Genomic DNA, 16,506 nt, shown 5'->3' with positions numbered 1-16,506 from the left:
CCTTCAGCCTTCCCGAGCAAGGCGACACTTCGGTTCAAGGTTCACCCCCCCCATCTGGAGGGCTGGCCGCATAGGCTTGATTGGGATGTTTGGGCATTTCGGGAATCGTGTAGTGTAACCGGCCATCTTCGATCAGCGGGCTGAGGTGATCGCGAATCAGGGGCTTGTGGTCTCGCCGCCCAAGGAGAGCCGCCAAGTTCCTTGCGGACAGCGGTTGGGCGGCGCAGAGGTCAATGATCAGTGCCCGCAGGACGTCCTGACTCGGTCGCTGGCCCGCTTTCGGAAGACGGTGGGCAATCTGGGGAGGGAGATACTCGGGTGTCACTCGATTGGGCTCCACCTGGCGACTTTTGGCCTCAGGCTGGTGACTTTGCGCCGCCGCCTGGTGACTTTGCGCCGCCGCCTGGTGACTTTCGGCTCCTGCGCTTGCCGAACCAGTACGCGGACCGGGCACGAACATCTCTCCCGGCTCGTAGTAGGTCCGGCTGCCCGACCCTTTTTTCTCCAGCAGCTTCAGATCCCGCAGGCGGCGAAGATGGGTTGAGGCCTTAAGGGTGTCCGTCTGGTTGATCTCCCGATAGGCGGCGTTGTCGATCGCCCCCATCTCCCGGACGAACACCAGGGCCCGCGATTCCTCATCCGACAGCTTCTCGGCGGTCAGCCCCCCGAGCCACGCCAAGTCATCCGGCCCAAGGAAATGATGAAACAGGAAAGTGGCCACGAACTGGTCGGGCTGGCGACTCGAGTCCAGCGTCGGGGGAAGCAGGTTGTTCCGCTGCATCAACTCCCGCATCACGCGGATGCCCGATCCCTTCGTCTCGGCAATGTTCACCTCGTGCAGTACCGCCGCAATCTTGGGATTTCGCGTCTCCGAGCCCGGCTGGCCAAGATGATCCTCTGCCTTGAGCGAGTGGCCGGGGTTGCGGATCTCCAGTCGGTTCGCGTAACGAATAATCTGAGTCGGAGCGCCCTGAATGCGGTAACTTCGGTGCATCACCGCGTTCACCACCGCCTCCCGGATCACCCGCAGTGGCAAGATCGGCTCGTCCGTGCTCTGGATTTCGCCGGAAGGCAGCGAGAACGACTTCGGAAGATCGTCGAGGATAGCGTTTGTCGCCCGCCGGATGGTCGAGATGAGCGGAGCACGGATTTCCACCGTGTCGAACCTCCGGTCCGGGTCCTTAACCCACTCCCGCCCCGCCACCCGAATGTAGTCCACCCGCACCATGGGAAAGCAACGGCGCAGTGCCATCGGCGTGCCGAACAGCAGCACGCCCGCCACCGTCGGTCGCACCACGCCCCCCTCTTCACGAGCGCACCCAAACGCCCGCAGCAGATCACCGTCTGACCACGTCAGCTCCTCCGCGTTCACATTCACATTCGCTCGCAGCGCCCGATACTCGCTGATTGCGCTTGCGTCGATGTCCGCGAGCGTTCCATCGGTGATGATCGTCGTGTCGTACGTCTCAGCCCGGTGCCCCTCATAAAGCACGATCAAGTCGTCCTCGGTGCAGGCCTGATCGGCCGGGCCGATGCGCCGGAACGCACCCCTCGGAAGGCCCTTGCTCATGATGTAGACCGGCTTGTCGGTGGAGGCCGCTTCGGGGATATGGGCCACCACGACCGACGCGTTACCAACCCTCTCGACGCGGATCTCGGGACGCACCGGTTTGCTGAGCATCGAGGCGCACTGCGATGCGAGGTCCGCCTGCACTTTCTCCGGTACGGTCAATCCCGTTGCCTCGTACCCGACATCAAAGAGCTGCTCCTGCTGACGGATCCGTTCAACGCCGAGCACCAGGTAACCCCCGCCCAGCCCAGGCTCGTTCGCGAAGGCGCACACAGTCTCAATGATCGACTTTCCGATTTCCGAGCCAGCCTTGGCCTCGATCGACGTCGACTCGTCCACTGCGTTAAGTTCTTCAATAAGTTCGGATGCAGACCTCATGCGGGGGCCCCCGCCGCTCGAACCCGTGGCCTGTGGAAGCTTTGGGCGGAGCCTGTCATGCGTGGAAGCTCGCAGCTAGGCGCGTGGGAGCAGTGGAGCGGAACGTCGGTCCGGGAGATCCGAGGACGTCTATCCCAATAGATCACGGGGTTCGGGCATTTAGTTTCCCCGACGGGGAAGTTAAGCCGGCCGTAGGTGATTCGCTCAGAATGCGCGGTTGTGAAGGGCATACCTTGCCGAAGCATATGGCCGAGGGGAACGTCACTGCCCCCGACCGTTTCCCGGCGTCCCCGCGGATCGTCCGTCCATGAAGGATGCCTCCGGGCCCCAGCGGGCTGCTTACCAGCGGACATGCGTCTTCTGCACTGCACGAGGTGCCAAACCGTCGTGGAAGTCTTTGCAATCCACCAGCAATGCCCAGCTTCGAGAGCATCCAAGTCACGCCGACCACTTCCGTAGTCGGCTTGATGATTGAAGGGTCAGGTCAGCCGACGACTCGTGGGACAGCACGACGACGTGCTCCTCCCCAAGCGCTGCGGCCGTCCCATCGATCGCGAGGTCGGTGTCCATCTTCAAAGTGCGGACGCCCGACTGCTCGAGGATGTCGATCACGCTCATGACTGGGGCGTCGTCTTCCAAGCCAAGCGCCTTGCGGAGGCGGGCGGCCGTCTCGCGTGGCGACTCCTCCGGGCCGACCTCGACGCGGGCGATTCGAGATCCCTCCGCGTTCTGCTCTCGGTCCAACGGCATGTCCAGGTGCCGCTGGATCGCGGGATACGCGTCGAGCCACCGCTGCACCTCGCCCTCGAATTGGGAACGCCCCAGGCTGCAGGACCGAAACGCGTAAGCCACGCCATACACGAGGTTTCCGGATTGCAAGCGATGCGGGTCTTGCGTCAGATCGGGCCGGTTTGCGGGCGGAGCGCGGTGTGGGCGCGGTCTACACCGCGCGGGAACACCGCGCAGTCCCGGCGTTCAACCCTGTCGGTCCAGGTCATTCTCACGCTGCTCGAGCCGCCATGTGCTGAAAGAGTCGCGATCGATGCGGCGGTCGCGACCGGAAATGCCGTTGGTGCGGAAACGCTTCTCGGTCGCCGCCTTGGAAACCCGAGCCTTGGCTTTGTCGAGGTCGATCCCAGACACGTCGTTGATCAGGAGTTCTGCCGCCTCAGTGACTGAGAGCCACTCGCCACGCTCATATCGCGGCACGGATGTCTTGGGAACATCGGTGTTGAGCGCCCTTGCAACTCGGTCTCGACCGGCGGAGGTAACCCGAAACACCTTCGTCCAGCCCGAACCGCTTTCCATTCCGGGAACCCAAGCGTCGTGACGGCTTTGCTCCAGTAGCGACATCGTTGCCGAGGTAATCAGTGCGTATTCTGCAGTATCCTTCACTCGTTGTGGCTCGTCATCCGGGCGACAGGCATAAACAAACTGTGCCAAGGCCTGTGCCACATTCGCCTCTTTCACCCAGCTCGAGTGTTGTATGTGATATTTAGGTTCGGAGTAACTGAGGGGCATGGAAATTGGATTGAACCGCGCAATTTGGCCCAGCGCTTCGACCAAGGCGACACAAGAGAGCATTCGACCGTTTCCAGTGTCTTGGTTCATCAAAATCAGCGAACCACGCAGAAGTCGGATCGACTCTTGGTTCAGTTCGCTGGAATCGATGCCAAGCAACGATGCAAAGTAGCCTTTATCATCTGCGCCGACGGCTTCCATGACTCGCATGGATGAATTCCTCGATGTGCAAGCACTGGACAACATTGTATGGCCATGCTGCCATTTGCGGCAGACTGCGAGCCGCGTGGCCGGCTCGGCAGCCCTTCCGCCATACCCGCTGTTGGCAGCGGGTACTCACTACAGTTGACCTAGTCCAGATGAAACACTGCCAGTAGGGTAATGGTTACTGCACGCACTCGCCATCCCACGAGACCGTGCCCTTATAGCGCCTCAACGAGCATCCGGAGACAGAGGGACGGTCACTCCCCCTGTCTCCGGATGCTCGTTGAGGCGGAGAAGCCGGGAAGCGGTTTCCGTCGCAGGAATACGCCCTCGCTTCTTTACAAGTACCTAGCAGAGATGGGGGCCATGTTCCGGACTATGGCCGGCCTCCTGAAGCGGGGGGCACCGCTAGCGTTCGTGATCGGCCCCAACCGGTGCTCGCTTGGTGGATCAGCGTTCGCGATCGACACTCCCGATCTGCTTCGCGAAGTGGCTGAGGCTTCAGGATTTGTTGAGGACGAGTGCATTGAACTCGATGCCTATCAGCGGTACCACATGCACCTGCAGAACTCTGTTCGTCGCGAGGTTCTGCTAGTCCTTCGGACTCGGTAACACCAGCAAGTCGTTAGCGAGCCCGCACGCCCCAAGGCCCCCAATTGAATTGAACGGCCGTCAGACGGGTAATCAGTGTGGACCCAACCTCACCCGGCACCAACGGTTCCGCGCTGGAAATGGAGTCGATGCAGGCCATTCTGGACGGCACCCGAGCAGGCTGAGTGGGTCAGCTTGGACCCGTGTCGAACAAACGCTCGCGAAACTGCCACTCAACACCCCCCATTGTTCACGACTGCGTTAGCCGAGAGTATGAGAGCGAGACCTCTCGTGGCCTCCAAACTTGGGTTCCGATCGGCACCCGTGCATCGATCCCGAAACCGAGAGCGCCGGACCCCGGCCGGGTCGCCCAAGGGCACGGCAGCGTGGATCGTCTGGTCTTGAACAGCAACGCCAGCGCTTGGAGCGCCATGCAGATTGTCGACTCGTGCACTGAACGCCTGACGCTCACGCAACTCCATGAGCGCCGCATCGGGCTGCTCGCGCCACGCGACACAGTGCGGCGAAGAACCTCATCGGCTTGGACGTGATGCGGTTTACTCTTGGCCCCATGAATCAAGAACAGCGGACACTTCATGAAGATTTGCGTTCAGATTCACCTGAGCCTGGGTGACTGCGAGATCAGAGCGTGCTCGAAGCAGCGCGGTCTGATGCTTGCTTTCCAAGGTTTCTCCCCGTCGTGTGGCCCTGCGTTCAGCAACCAAGGCTTGTTTGAGGGTTGAGAGGAAGTCGCTTTCGCCTTCATACGCACTCAGTGCGATCGGCAATTGGGATTGGCCCGCGAGGAACGACGCTGATGCTGCATTGGGTCCGGGCCGCCCAGCCTCTGACCAGATGAATCTGCGCAGCTGCGATCGAGCTTGAACCAGTTGCTGTGACAATCCAGTGCGTGAGGCCTCCGCCGCCGCAAGCGCGACTTGCGCATCGTCATCGAGTGGATTGGATGCTAAGCGATTCGTCATCAAGGCAATCTGCTGAACGCTCTCGGAAAGGCTTCCATGCAGCGCGATCAAGCCCGAGCAAAGTGTGTCACAATCCTCGAACGCGGCAAGCATCGCGAGCGTTTCGGCAGAACTGATGCCTTCCGCAGCCAGGACATCGGGCAACATGCCCGCCTCGATGAACACCAGGGTTTGAGTGGAGGAAGACGACTGTGGCGGGTCCGGCTGATGATTCATGGTCAGGGATGCTGTGCCAGCGAGCAATAGACCAATTGTCATAACTTCAACAGTATAGTGCATTTGCGACCCTCACATCGTCAAGCGCCCACTCCTTGTTCATCGGCAGCATAGCCCGCCGGGATTCGGGAGTACTCCAAGCACTCCAAACGAAGCCGATTGTTGAAAAATTGTGCAGAAATCACCGCGACGCTCTGGGTGCGCGTTTGGTAGGCAGAGTCACAGTAGGCTGTGGCTCAGTCCATAGAGGATTTCTTCCATGAATCGTATCCGACTGATCTCCTTGGCCATACTGCTTTTCATTCTGCCCTGCGGCGGCTCGGTGTTCGCTCAGTCCTTTCCTATTGAAGAGACGATGCGACAGATCCAGGCTCGGTTTGAATGGATTGCGAATTACTACGACGAGCCCAACTCGATCGACTGGCCGAATCGACCGATCGGCAACGCGACAGCTCCTGCTTATCCGCCAGACGGGTGGTATTCAGCGGAAGGAGCGCTGAGCGACGAACAAAAGGCAGAGTTGGTGAATGATGTGATTGCGGCTTTTGAAAGTGATCCTCTATCTGGCAGTTCTTCCCTCTACATGCACTTCATCATACCAACTCTGCACCCATTTGGAAGACATTTTGAAGATCAAGTTATTATTAATGGCACTGCGAGGAATGTAGGTAGCAATTACTTGGACGGGGATCTGGCGGTCGGCCCGGCCGATGATGAAAATTACCTTGAAGTCATGGATGAGCTGTATGAAAATGTGCAACAACTAAGATTTGTTACCGGCCAGTATCAACTCTGCTTGTCAGATAGTGATAATTCCTCGCGAGGAGTTAGTGGCGTTGAGGGAGGACAGGCCGGCGAATCGTGTGGAGGGGCAAGGGGGTTGGAATCTGCGTATATTGAGAGTGAGTGGAACAATAGTGAATGGACTTGCCCGGGCACCAACCCGTCATGCCTTAGCGGAGCACTCAGTGCCTCTGCCAACTATAGTTACTCTTATGATCCTGGATTAATTGATCCATTTGAGCCACGCCATTTTGTATCTATGAGCATGGAAGCCACACGAGCTCGTGTGCGCATAGTAAATTTGGATCACCTCGGTGAAGATGATGTCGTTGAGCTCTATGTCGCCATGATTGAAAGCGACAACCACGATCCGAACCTCCCTGTTCCGGCCCCTCCTGCTCCGTTACCGTTTCCCGACGGATTTTACGTCGTCATCGATGCCTCGACTTCAGGCGAGTGTGACGGCCCGATGCTCAATGATGTGTCGGGCCCTCTCGACCTCTTTGCTGAAATTCCGTGCGCGATCGTCGAATTTGAAGATGATGGTTATTTATATGGTGACGCCGAAGTCGGTTACAAACCGGCGACCCCGCTCAGAGCAGTCATTGAACCCGCTTTCCATGAGTTTCCCGAGAATCTTGCCGACGAAGAGGATGGTGAGTCTTCAGACGGTTCCGGTGGAAGTGGAGGCGCGGGGATCGATGAGGCTGAAGTTGATTGCGGTGATGGTGGTGCAGACCCCGATTCTCCGGCGGACGCTGGCGAGCCTTCGCCTGATGACCCGCAGGGGGGCGGTACCACAACCGCTGCGGTGTATCTCGTCACCGGACACAAGGTCGAGCAGGTTGTTGACGTCGTTGTGCCGGTGACCGGGCCTGACTATCGCATTGTGCGCGGCTATTCAAGCGATCCGGATCTGCATGCCTCGTCGGGTCCGGTGCCGGGATTGGTCGGGGCCAACTGGCAGATCTCGAGTTTTCGCAGGCTGTGGCGCGACGTCCATGATTATCTTCACCTGACAGGCCCCCCGATGCACAAGTTCAGGTCCTTCGAGCCTCTGTATGACCCCATGCAGACGATTGTTGGATGGGGTCCGGGAGGACGACGCGTTCAGTGGGGCATTCTTGAACTCGAAGACATCGAGGTCGGAGACGATGTCGTAGATGTCTACAGGCTCTCGGAGCCGGGAGGAGGCTTCCTCGATTTCAACAAGGTAGGAGGGAGTATTGCGCAGTGGAGTGACTCGTACGGAAATCGCCGCATCTACAAGTATCGCCAGTTTGGGGACTTGGCCTCGACGATTCGCCTGAGCACGATTTATTTGAACGGCACACCGGGTGTTATTCTGGGGCCGGATGCTCCGGAGGCTGTGGTTGAATTCGACTGGATCGTGTCCGAGACGAACCCCGCGATTCGCGGCCGGCTTGGCGCTATCGAAGTCTATCGGTTCAACGCCCAGGGGCATCGGGTTCTCACGCAAACCTGCCAGTACCGATATGCAGGCCAGCAGGGGGTTGCGTCTCACGGTGACGTGGGTGCGTCGGACATCGGACTGCTCATCGAGGTGGTGCATCGCACGCTGCTTGACGGCGACCCCTCTGAAGAGGACTCGTGGAGAACGAGGATCACTCAGTACCGTTATCACGAGACCGAAACCGCCGGAACTGAGTTGGACGATCGTCTCAACGCCCGCGGCCAGTCGATGCAGCTCGAGATGATTATTCAGCCGGAGCAGATCGAGTTCTTCGCAAACGCCTGGGGGATTGAAGAGTCTGATATCAAGACCATGCAGGAAGCGGCTGACCTTCTCCGCACCGTCGCGGATGATGCAGCGGACCTGGAAGGAACGGGAATCGAGCTGATCGATTTGTGCGCCAAGATCGTCGATTACGACGACGCCTCGCAGCGCGTAGCTCGCCAGTGGGTGCAGAGTTCGTGCGGATGCGGCGGCGGTGCGGCGCAGGGTGTGCAGCTGGAGTACGACTACTTCTCTTATGACTGGGCCGGCGGGTCGAGCCGCCCGGGCATGACGGCCCGCATCACTGAAAGCGTCGACGATGGCACCGGGGATTATCTGGCGTATCGCACGTGGTACTATGACTTCGAGCGGCTTCGCAGCGGCACAAGCGTGCAAGGCAAGCCGTATCCCGCTTACATGGTGTCGCGAGCGATCGCCGATTCGTCAGGTGAAACGGCGCGCATCTGGGCGAAGGCGTGGGACCATGTCGACTGGGATCCGGGAGAGGAAGCAGACAACGGGGAGTATGGCAATCTTGAGGTTCAATTTACTCCATCGTCTGTGACTTCATATGTGCCCTGTGATGAAGATGACGAAGCGCCCGATTTCACGGCGGATCCAACCGCCGGCTTGGCCTACAAGTTCGGCTACAACGTGGAGAATCGTCGCGCTCAGGTGTGGGTCAGCAAGGCAGGCGGCGGCTATGACCTGATTGAAGAGCACGAGTACGTGGACTCCGAGGACTATGAATGGGATGACGAAGACGAACCGCAGTATTTCCGCACCGATTTGATCAAGGCGATCAAGAGGTACCGCGTGGCGGGCGGAACGGCTGATCACGACATTGAAGTGACTTCGTTTTCATACGGGTTCTTCGAAACGGAACAGAATGCCCTGGCCTATGTCAAGGCCGAGGTGGAGCGGGAGATCGAGGCCGAAAACGGTCCTTCAGGTACAGAGAACACCGTTGCGCGGTATGAAATCTTTGACGCCAGGGGCAACAACGTCTGGTCAGCGCACCCGGGTGCGGCACCGGAAGAACTGACGCTGACGCACCGCCGTTACATGAGAGGATCCGGGAGATTGTCGGCTGTCGTTCGCAACGCCATGGCTGAAGATCCCGGTGAACTTGGATCAGAGGGCGGAGAGCACGACCTGCCGGCGTCACACGCCGAGCTGTCAACAGAGGGCTGGGGAATGGCCTCGAATGCCAGCGAGGAACTGGTCACTCTGTATGATCGAGACCTGCTCGGGCGGGTGACACGGACGATTGCTCCTGGTGGAGTCGCGCGGTACACCAGGCGAGAGATGCGAGGCAACTCGTTGCGGAGCGGTACGCTCTATCTGGCCGCGATTGATCTTCCTCACCGCCTCCTCGATGACTCGTTTGACGGTCTGGCGAGCGTGACCTGGGTTAATGCAGGCGGCCAGACGATCCGCAGCAGCGACTACACGCTTGATCCCACGGAAGATTACAGCCCGTTGGCAGGGCTGTACGAGTTTGAGTTAACTCCAGTCGGGCAAACTGCCCTCACCGATGCTCCGCAAGGCGAGGTCTCGCGGCGCGTTGTGCATCACTCGCTTGCCGGATTGGTCACACAGATTCAGGAGTGGGAAGATGTCAGCGGCGGAGCGTGGAACACGACTTCGTTGTCATACGACAGTCTCGGTCGCCTGGCGCGCAGGATTGATCCCAACGGCACGATCACCGAGCATGAGTACGACGTGATGGATCGCGTTGTTCAGGTGCGCGTTGGGCGTGATGAAAGTGGGTCCGAGTACGATCCGGTGACCGTGCTGGAAAACTTCTACGACAGCGCCCAGACAACGACTTCGGGTGTTGGCAACGGCACCCTGACGCTTGTCCGGCAGCACGAAGATGGATCAACCTCGCGCGATACGAAGCAATACTTCGACCATCGTGATCGCTTGATCGCGGTGGAGTCGCCAAGCGGCGCAAACACTCCGGATCAGGTCTTCAAGTATGACAACCTGGATCGGCTCGCCGCCCAGGCGACGTACGCGTCTGGACATTCACACACGCTGGATGCAATCGACCCCGCGACGACGAACACGGACCGGGGTTCGTACATGGTGCGGATGTACAGCCAGCGGGGGCTGGTCTACAAGGAGCGGACAGCGATCGATCCGGCGGCCAGTTCGCCAGACTTCCTTGAATCAAACACCTGGTTCGACGATCAGGGTCGGGTGATCGCCCAGTGGGGTGCCAACGGGCCCGCGGTCAAGCGGGTGTATGACGCGCACGGCAGGGCCACGGCGGTGTACGTCACGGACCGGGCCGATGACGAGTTGCCGAGCGCATCAGGAAATTACGCGGACGCTGTGGATGCCGCAGGCGACCACATCATCGAGCAGACCGAGTATCAGTACTCGCCCGCCGGGCGGGTCACCGGAGTGTCCCGCTTCCTGCGCCGGCACGATGACACCAGTGGCACGGGGGCTCTCGACGAGAATAGTGCTGTTGCGATGTACACCGGGTTTGTGTATGACGATGCGCTGCGGAGAATCGGCAGTGTTCAGTACGGCACGAACACCGCGAATGATCTGTTCGAGATCGGTGGGGAAGCACCGGAGCCGTTGACCTCGCTGCCGGATCGCGCGACGAACCCGGAGTGGCTGATCGAATCGGTCACGTATGACACGCGGGGCATGATGCTTGACGCCGTGGATCCGGCTGGCAAGGTGACACGGTTGCTTCGGGATGATCTTGGGCGCACGGCTGCGAGCATCGAGAACTTCGATCCAGAATCGGATCCGGAACTTGAGATCACCTGGGATTCGGGCAACGGGCGCTGGACGGTGTCCGACGGGCTCGATTACACCAGAATGGATGCCAACCGGGTGACCTCGTACATCTACGACGGGGTCGGCAACGTTGTGAAGCAGGTTGCGCATCTCGCCGTGCAGGACGGCTACGACACGATCGAGGATGTGCAGGTCACTCGATATGTCTATGGCACAACCAATGCGGCCAGCCCCGGAACGACTGATTCGCTGATTGCCAGCGGTTCGCTGCTCAAGGAAGTGCATTATCCCGATGAATCGACCGGCGAGCCGGGGACCACGGATGCCTTCAAGGTGTTCTACGGTTACAACCGGCTGGGCGAGTTGAGCGGCGTCAAGGATCAGAACGGGACGATTCACGTCTATGAGCGCGACGCCATCGGGCGGGTGACAGTGAACATCGCCGATACGCTCGGGAGCGGCATCAGCGGGTGGGCGCGGCGCATCGGGGTTTCCTACGACCCGCTCGGCAGGCTCGGAGAGGTCACGACCTATTCGGACACATCGGGCGCCACGGCGATCAATGGCGTCAAGTTCACCTACAACGGACTCTGGCAGGTGGAGAAGGTGTTCCAGGACCATAACAGCGCGGTGACGGAATCGGCCGGCACGCCCACCGGCGATACGCAGGCTGTGACGTACGACTACGACCAAGCCGACTGGGAGAACGGCAACTACAGTCGTCTCGCATCGCTTGGATATCCGGCGAGCAACGGCGCGCCCACGGTCTTCTACGGCTACGGCTCGGGCACCATCGACGACCGCCTCAGCCGCATCGCGAAACTGCGCATAGACATCGACGATGACACCACCGTCGAGGACATCGTGCTGTACGACTATGTGGGCCTCGGCATCTTTGCCGTGGTGGACTATGCCGTGCCGGATTTCGGTCTTGACCGCACGGTGCACCTCAACGGCGAGCGTGAGAGCGGGGTCTACCCGGGCTTTGACCGTCACGGCCGCGTGCTGCGGCAGATGTGGGTGGACGGCGGGTTTGACGAGCACGCGAGCAACTCGGCCGTGCCGAACATCCCGCCGATCCTGGCCGAGGTCTACGCCTACGACGCCTCGTCGAATCGGATTGCGAAGCACGATGCGCGCCCGGGGGCGCACCTGCCGAATCGGGACTGGAACTATTCGTACGACGAGCTCGATCGACTGGTGCAGGCCGATCGTGGGGCGGCGGTGACGGTCGGCGACCCGACGGCGGGGCTGACGAGCGCGGTTGGCTCGCGGTCGTGGGAACTCGACATGCTCGGCAACTGGCTTGAGACGGGCTTTGACCTGACGGGCGATGGCGACTTCGGCGACACCGACGAAGTGCAGGACCGGACGCACAATCTGGCCAACGAGTTGCTGACAGCGAGCAAGGCTTTCGAGCCGTTCAGTTCGGCGCTGACCTACGACCCGTCGGGCAACCTGAAGCAGGAGACGCGGACGATTCCGGGCACGCCTTTGCCGACTCAATATGACGTGGACTTTGTGCACGACGCCTGGAACCGGCTTGTGTCGGTGACGCGGCAGCCGGGGTCGGTGTTGCGTGGGTCGTACGAGTACAACGGGCTGAACTGGCGCACGCTGCGGCGGTACGACTCGGGGAGCACGCAGGCGACGGCGGTCGATGACGAGCGGATATATTATTACTCGGCTGCGTGGCAGGTGGTCGAGGAGCACATCGATGAAGATTTCGGGACCTCGGCGGGCCTGGACCGTGTGATCCAGCAGGTGTGGGGATTGCGGTACATTGATGATGCCGTGCTGCGGCGGCTGGACCGCAACGCCGACGGCGACTTTGCCGATGCGGATGACGGGATCTTTTTCCTGGCGACGGACGTACAGTTCAGCGTGGTTGCTGTGCTTGACGAGGCCGGGGTGTTGTATGAACGCGTGGCGTATTCGCCGTACGGGCGCGGCGAGCACCGCTGGGGCGGGGATGTCAATGGCGACGGTGCGGTCGATTACTTCGACGCGCAGGCCGTGATCAACGCGGCGGGTCAGTCGATCGGCGACGGCGGCTACCACCCGGACATGGATCTTGATCGCGACGGCTCGATCCTGCCGTATGGCGTGTCGGAGGACATCACGCGCGTCGCGGCGTTCGGCACGCGCGCGGCCCTGCCACGCGGGTGGATCAGCGGGCCTCGCGACGAAGACGGGCCGGACAACGAGGTCGGCTATGCGGGGTATCGGTTCAACTGCGAGGAGCAGATCTACTGCGTGCGCTTCAGGCACTACAGCCCGAGGCTGGGACGGTGGATCGAGAGGGATCCGGCGGGGTATGTCGATGGGGCAAACCTTTCCCAATATGCTCTTTCTCGCCCGTCACTGCATCAAGATCCATATGGGCTAGATGTATGGATTGAGAACACAAAACAGGTACGTGGTCTTCATCAGCGTATATGTGTCGATACATGGAGCCAAGATTGTTCAAAGAAGACAGGAAAATACTGTATCAGTTTCGGAGCGATTGATGCGAGCGGTTCCATACCTGACTCGGATTGCAGCGATGGCTCGTCGACCGACCCTGATAGTTCTGATGACGATTCGTCCAGCAGCGGTGAGGATGGAAAGGCGACAAACCCATTGCCACCTGGAACTAAATTTCCAATCGATGGCCCCAGAGATGACGGTGATGGAGAAGTTTATGAAGACGTGATTGATGACGCCACCAAGGAAAAAAAGAATCGCAGACTCAAAACTACATGCGCCCAAGATCGTGAAGCCGAAGAGTATCTGCGGTCTTTGGATGGCCAAAGAGCAAATTACTCTATTTGCCACACCACCTGCAGAAAATTTTCGGAAAATGCCTACCAAATTCTGAAGGACAAATTTTTCCCCGAACCGCCGCGACGCACATCACCTCAGCCAAATGTTTTGTGGGGGCCGAAATATTGAATAAGAAGAGGCGATTTGTGTTTTTCGGCATAGCGGCTGCATTTGCGGTCATTCTTATCTATTTGTGGTCCATCCGAGTTTTTGACGCTACCCCAGTCGATCCAAGCGGACTACAGCATGAAAGCATCTCTGTTTTCGTCCGCACTCCAGGCGGAGAACCATCATTTAAACAAACGTATTTTCCGGGCGATTCGAAACAGGCGATACTTTCTGAGTACTTGTCCAAGAAATTGGCCATGGACTCCAAGGTGTCATTTATTTCGTATGTGCCAAGAGTAGTTATTGAAGCAGAAACTGTACGCATAAATATTCTTGATTCACAATTAGTAGTGTCCACTCGAAAGTCCTCAGCAGCGGATTGGAATCAACGAGTTGGAAAGATTGGGTTTGAAGATCAAGTGATTGAAAACTGGATCCGGAAAATTGTTTCGGATTCAACGCAGAATACGGATGGTGGCTAGTTGCGAGTGAACGCCTTGTCATTCTGTGCCTTGTTGAGACGCAGTTGCCGTTTTCAAGCACCGCGGGGAGGCGATGTCAATGGCGACGGTGCGGTCGATTATTTCGACGCGCAGGCGGTGATCAACGGGGAGGGCAAGTCGATCGGCGACTCGGGCTACCACGCGGACATGGATCTTGATCGCGACGGCTCGATCCTGCCGTATGGTGTGTCGGAGGACATCACGCGCGTCGCGGCGTTCGGCACGCGTGCGGCGCTGCCGAAGGGCTGGATCAGCGGGCCTCGCGACGAAGACGGGCCGGACAACGAGGTCGGCTACGCGGGCTACAGGTTCAACTGCGAAGAGCAGATCTACTGCGTGCGATTCAGGCACTACAGCCCAAGGCTGGGGCGGTGGATCGAGAGAGATCCGGCGGGGTATGTGGATGGGGGGAACTTGTATCAGTATGGGTCGTCAGATCCGATCATGTTTGTTGACCCGTCGGGTCTGGCAAGTGGTCGGCCTGATATGGCTTGTACAATGATTCAATGGTCGGGCAGCGGGGCGTGTCGCACTCCAAAGATGATGCCCATTCTCCAGGATCTCGGCGCTTCGGAGCTGTGCAGCGATGCTCGATGTAGTCGAGTTGCTGATTATATCGCGACTCTCGCGGATGATGTGGCCTCGCAGGAAGAGGCTGCGGCCAACCAGGTGGCGTCATGTAAAACTGGGTTGAGTTCGCTGGCGTACACCGACCGTGACTGTATCGAGCGGCGTCGCATGTCGATTCAGTTCGTGCTGGCGCAACTCGAAGCGCAATGGCATGACAATGAATGTTCCGGTCGTTTCTCGAACGATGCTTTCGGCCCGGTTCTTGATAGCAGGCCGATTCGTTCTACCGAAGACATTGTGAGTATGTGGGGAGTTCGGAGAGAGAATCCTGGACTCAGTTCGACGCTTGATGAGGTGCTGTTGTTCACCTTGTTTTGCCGAGTACCTGCAGTTTTTCGCGTGGAATCCGCATCAAATTGCTCGACGCGAAGTGGTGGTCTAATATCTCCGGATGTTTATTTTCGACAACTGTCGCCTAGCCAAGCTCGGACTGCTCTCATCAAGAAGTGTGGACCGCCTCGCAGTATTCGAGAGGGCGCTGAAACTTTTTATAATCCAGTGACAAAAAGATCATACAATGTTCACACAGATCCGCTGCATGGCCCGCCGCATGTGGACATTCGCAGGCGAGGTCCCTCTTTAGACAGAAAGTGCATCTTGTACGATTGAAAGGCGCATTCCGTGGACGACAAATGGATAGAAGTCAATGGCGCACGGATTGATCTCGACTATTTGACTATGTGCGTACAAGATGCAAAACGGCACTCATGGTCGCACTCTAAATGGGTCAGTACTGCTACTCACGGACACTGCATTATATGCAACATTACGATTGCTGCTGGAGATGACTACTATCGCGCTTTGATTGGCTTGCTGTGCCCATACTGCTATGAGCGATTCATTGTTGACCAGCAGTGAACCTTGCGGAACAAAAATGCCGAACATCCGTCGGCGGGCTGACCAGTGCCGTCGGCTCGCGGTCGTGGGAACTCGACATGCCCGGCAACTGGCTCGAGACGGGCTTTGACCTGACGGGCGATGGCGACTTCGGCGACACCGACGAAGTGCAGGACCGGACGCACAATCTGGCCAACGAGTTGCTGACGGCGAGCAAGGCCTTCGAGCCGTTCAGTTCGGCGCTGACCTACGACCCGTCGGGCAACCTGAAGCAGGAGACGCGGACGATTCCGGGCACGCCTTTGCCGACTCAATATGACGTGGACTTTGTGCACGACGCCTGGAACCGGCTTGTGTCGGTGACGCGGCAGCCGGGGTCGGTGTTGCGTGGGTGTACGAGTACAACGGGCTGAACTGGCGGACGCTGCGGCGGTACGACGCCGAGACGACGCAGGCGACGGCGGTCGATGACGAGCGGATATATTATTACTCGGCTGCGTGGCAGGTGGTCGAGGAGCACATCGATGAAGATTTCGGGACCTCGGCGGGCCTGGACCGTGTGATCCAGCAGGTGTGGGGCGTGCGGTATATCGACGATCTGGTCGCCCGTCGCGTGCAGCACGGCCTGCCCGGCACGACCTACACGCCCCCGGACGGTGCGTGGTCGCACGGCGACCTGGCCCTTACACTCTCTGACAGCATGTTCAGCGTCCGACGCGTCATCGGCGACGACTGGGGCAGCACGAGCCATTCGGTCTGGCTGCGCGAGCGGGCCAGCCTCGAGGTCGACTACGCGGCCTACGGCGAGCCGGACGCAATCGTCGGCCTCGCATAGACCCGGCACGGCCAGCCCCGATGTGGTAGACTTCCTCG

General features: G+C 59.2%; 9 protein-coding genes. 5 read left to right on the top strand and 4 right to left on the bottom strand.

The annotated features are described in order from the left end of the window. Positions 1 to 34 precede the first annotated feature (34 nt). From KF757_05640 to KF757_05625, 4 genes are all read right to left on the bottom strand, one after another. On the bottom strand, positions 35 to 1,948 hold the full coding sequence (locus tag KF757_05640; GenBank protein ID MBX3322455.1) for a putative DNA binding domain-containing protein: 1,914 nt from the start codon (positions 1,946 to 1,948) through the stop codon (positions 35 to 37). Between the two features lie 438 nt (positions 1,949 to 2,386). Beyond that, complete coding sequence (locus KF757_05635; GenBank protein MBX3322454.1) at positions 2,387 to 2,698, bottom strand: hypothetical protein; 312 nt, start codon at positions 2,696 to 2,698, stop codon at positions 2,387 to 2,389. Positions 2,699 to 2,923: 225 nt separating this feature from the next. Continuing rightward, positions 2,924 to 3,670 carry a hypothetical protein gene (locus tag KF757_05630; GenBank protein ID MBX3322453.1) on the bottom strand — a complete coding sequence of 249 codons (747 nt, stop codon included), beginning with the start codon at positions 3,668 to 3,670 and terminating at the stop codon, positions 2,924 to 2,926. 1,151 nt (positions 3,671 to 4,821) lie between these two features. Beyond that, positions 4,822 to 5,463, bottom strand: coding sequence for a hypothetical protein (locus tag KF757_05625; GenBank protein MBX3322452.1), 642 nt, complete (start codon positions 5,461 to 5,463; stop codon positions 4,822 to 4,824). Between the two features lie 1,048 nt (positions 5,464 to 6,511). On the opposite strand from KF757_05625, the gene KF757_05620 reads away from it, so the two are divergent. From KF757_05620 to KF757_05600, 5 genes are all read left to right on the top strand, one after another. Beyond that, the gene (locus tag KF757_05620) at positions 6,512 to 13,684 is read left to right on the top strand and encodes a hypothetical protein (protein ID MBX3322451.1); all 7,173 of its coding nucleotides are present in this window, start codon (positions 6,512 to 6,514) and stop codon (positions 13,682 to 13,684) included. Then, positions 13,681 to 14,145: a hypothetical protein gene (locus KF757_05615; GenBank protein MBX3322450.1), complete on the top strand. Its 465-nt coding sequence runs from the start codon at positions 13,681 to 13,683 to the stop codon at positions 14,143 to 14,145. The genes KF757_05620 and KF757_05615 overlap by 4 nt, the downstream gene beginning before the upstream one ends. Before the next feature lie 30 nt (positions 14,146 to 14,175). Next, a complete protein-coding gene (locus KF757_05610; protein ID MBX3322449.1) occupies positions 14,176 to 15,405 on the top strand; it encodes a hypothetical protein in 1,230 nt (409 codons plus the stop codon). A gap of 245 nt (positions 15,406 to 15,650) precedes the next feature. Next, complete coding sequence (locus KF757_05605; protein ID MBX3322448.1) at positions 15,651 to 16,046, top strand: hypothetical protein; 396 nt, start codon at positions 15,651 to 15,653, stop codon at positions 16,044 to 16,046. Beyond that, positions 16,025 to 16,468: a hypothetical protein gene (locus tag KF757_05600; GenBank protein ID MBX3322447.1), complete on the top strand. Its 444-nt coding sequence runs from the start codon at positions 16,025 to 16,027 to the stop codon at positions 16,466 to 16,468. Before KF757_05605 ends, KF757_05600 begins: the two co-directional genes overlap by 22 nt. The last annotated feature ends 38 nt before the right edge of the window (positions 16,469 to 16,506 follow it).

Source organism: Phycisphaeraceae bacterium (genome assembly GCA_019636795.1).
Lineage (GTDB): Bacteria > Planctomycetota > Phycisphaerae > Phycisphaerales > UBA1924 > JAHBWW01.
Note: the sequence above shows the minus strand (reverse complement) of the source record. Positions and strands in the feature narration are given on the sequence as shown.

Coding starts and splice junctions, on each gene's coding strand:
- KF757_05625 (MBX3322452.1), bottom strand. CDS start 5,463: ATGAATCATCAGCCGGACCCGCCACAGTCGTCTTCCTCCACTCAAACC.
- KF757_05635 (MBX3322454.1), bottom strand. CDS start 2,698: ATGCCGTTGGACCGAGAGCAGAACGCGGAGGGATCTCGAATCGCCCGC.
- KF757_05630 (MBX3322453.1), bottom strand. CDS start 3,670: ATGGAAGCCGTCGGCGCAGATGATAAAGGCTACTTTGCATCGTTGCTT.
- KF757_05640 (MBX3322455.1), bottom strand. CDS start 1,948: ATGAGGTCTGCATCCGAACTTATTGAAGAACTTAACGCAGTGGACGAG.
- KF757_05620 (MBX3322451.1), top strand. CDS start 6,512: ATGGAAGCCACACGAGCTCGTGTGCGCATAGTAAATTTGGATCACCTC.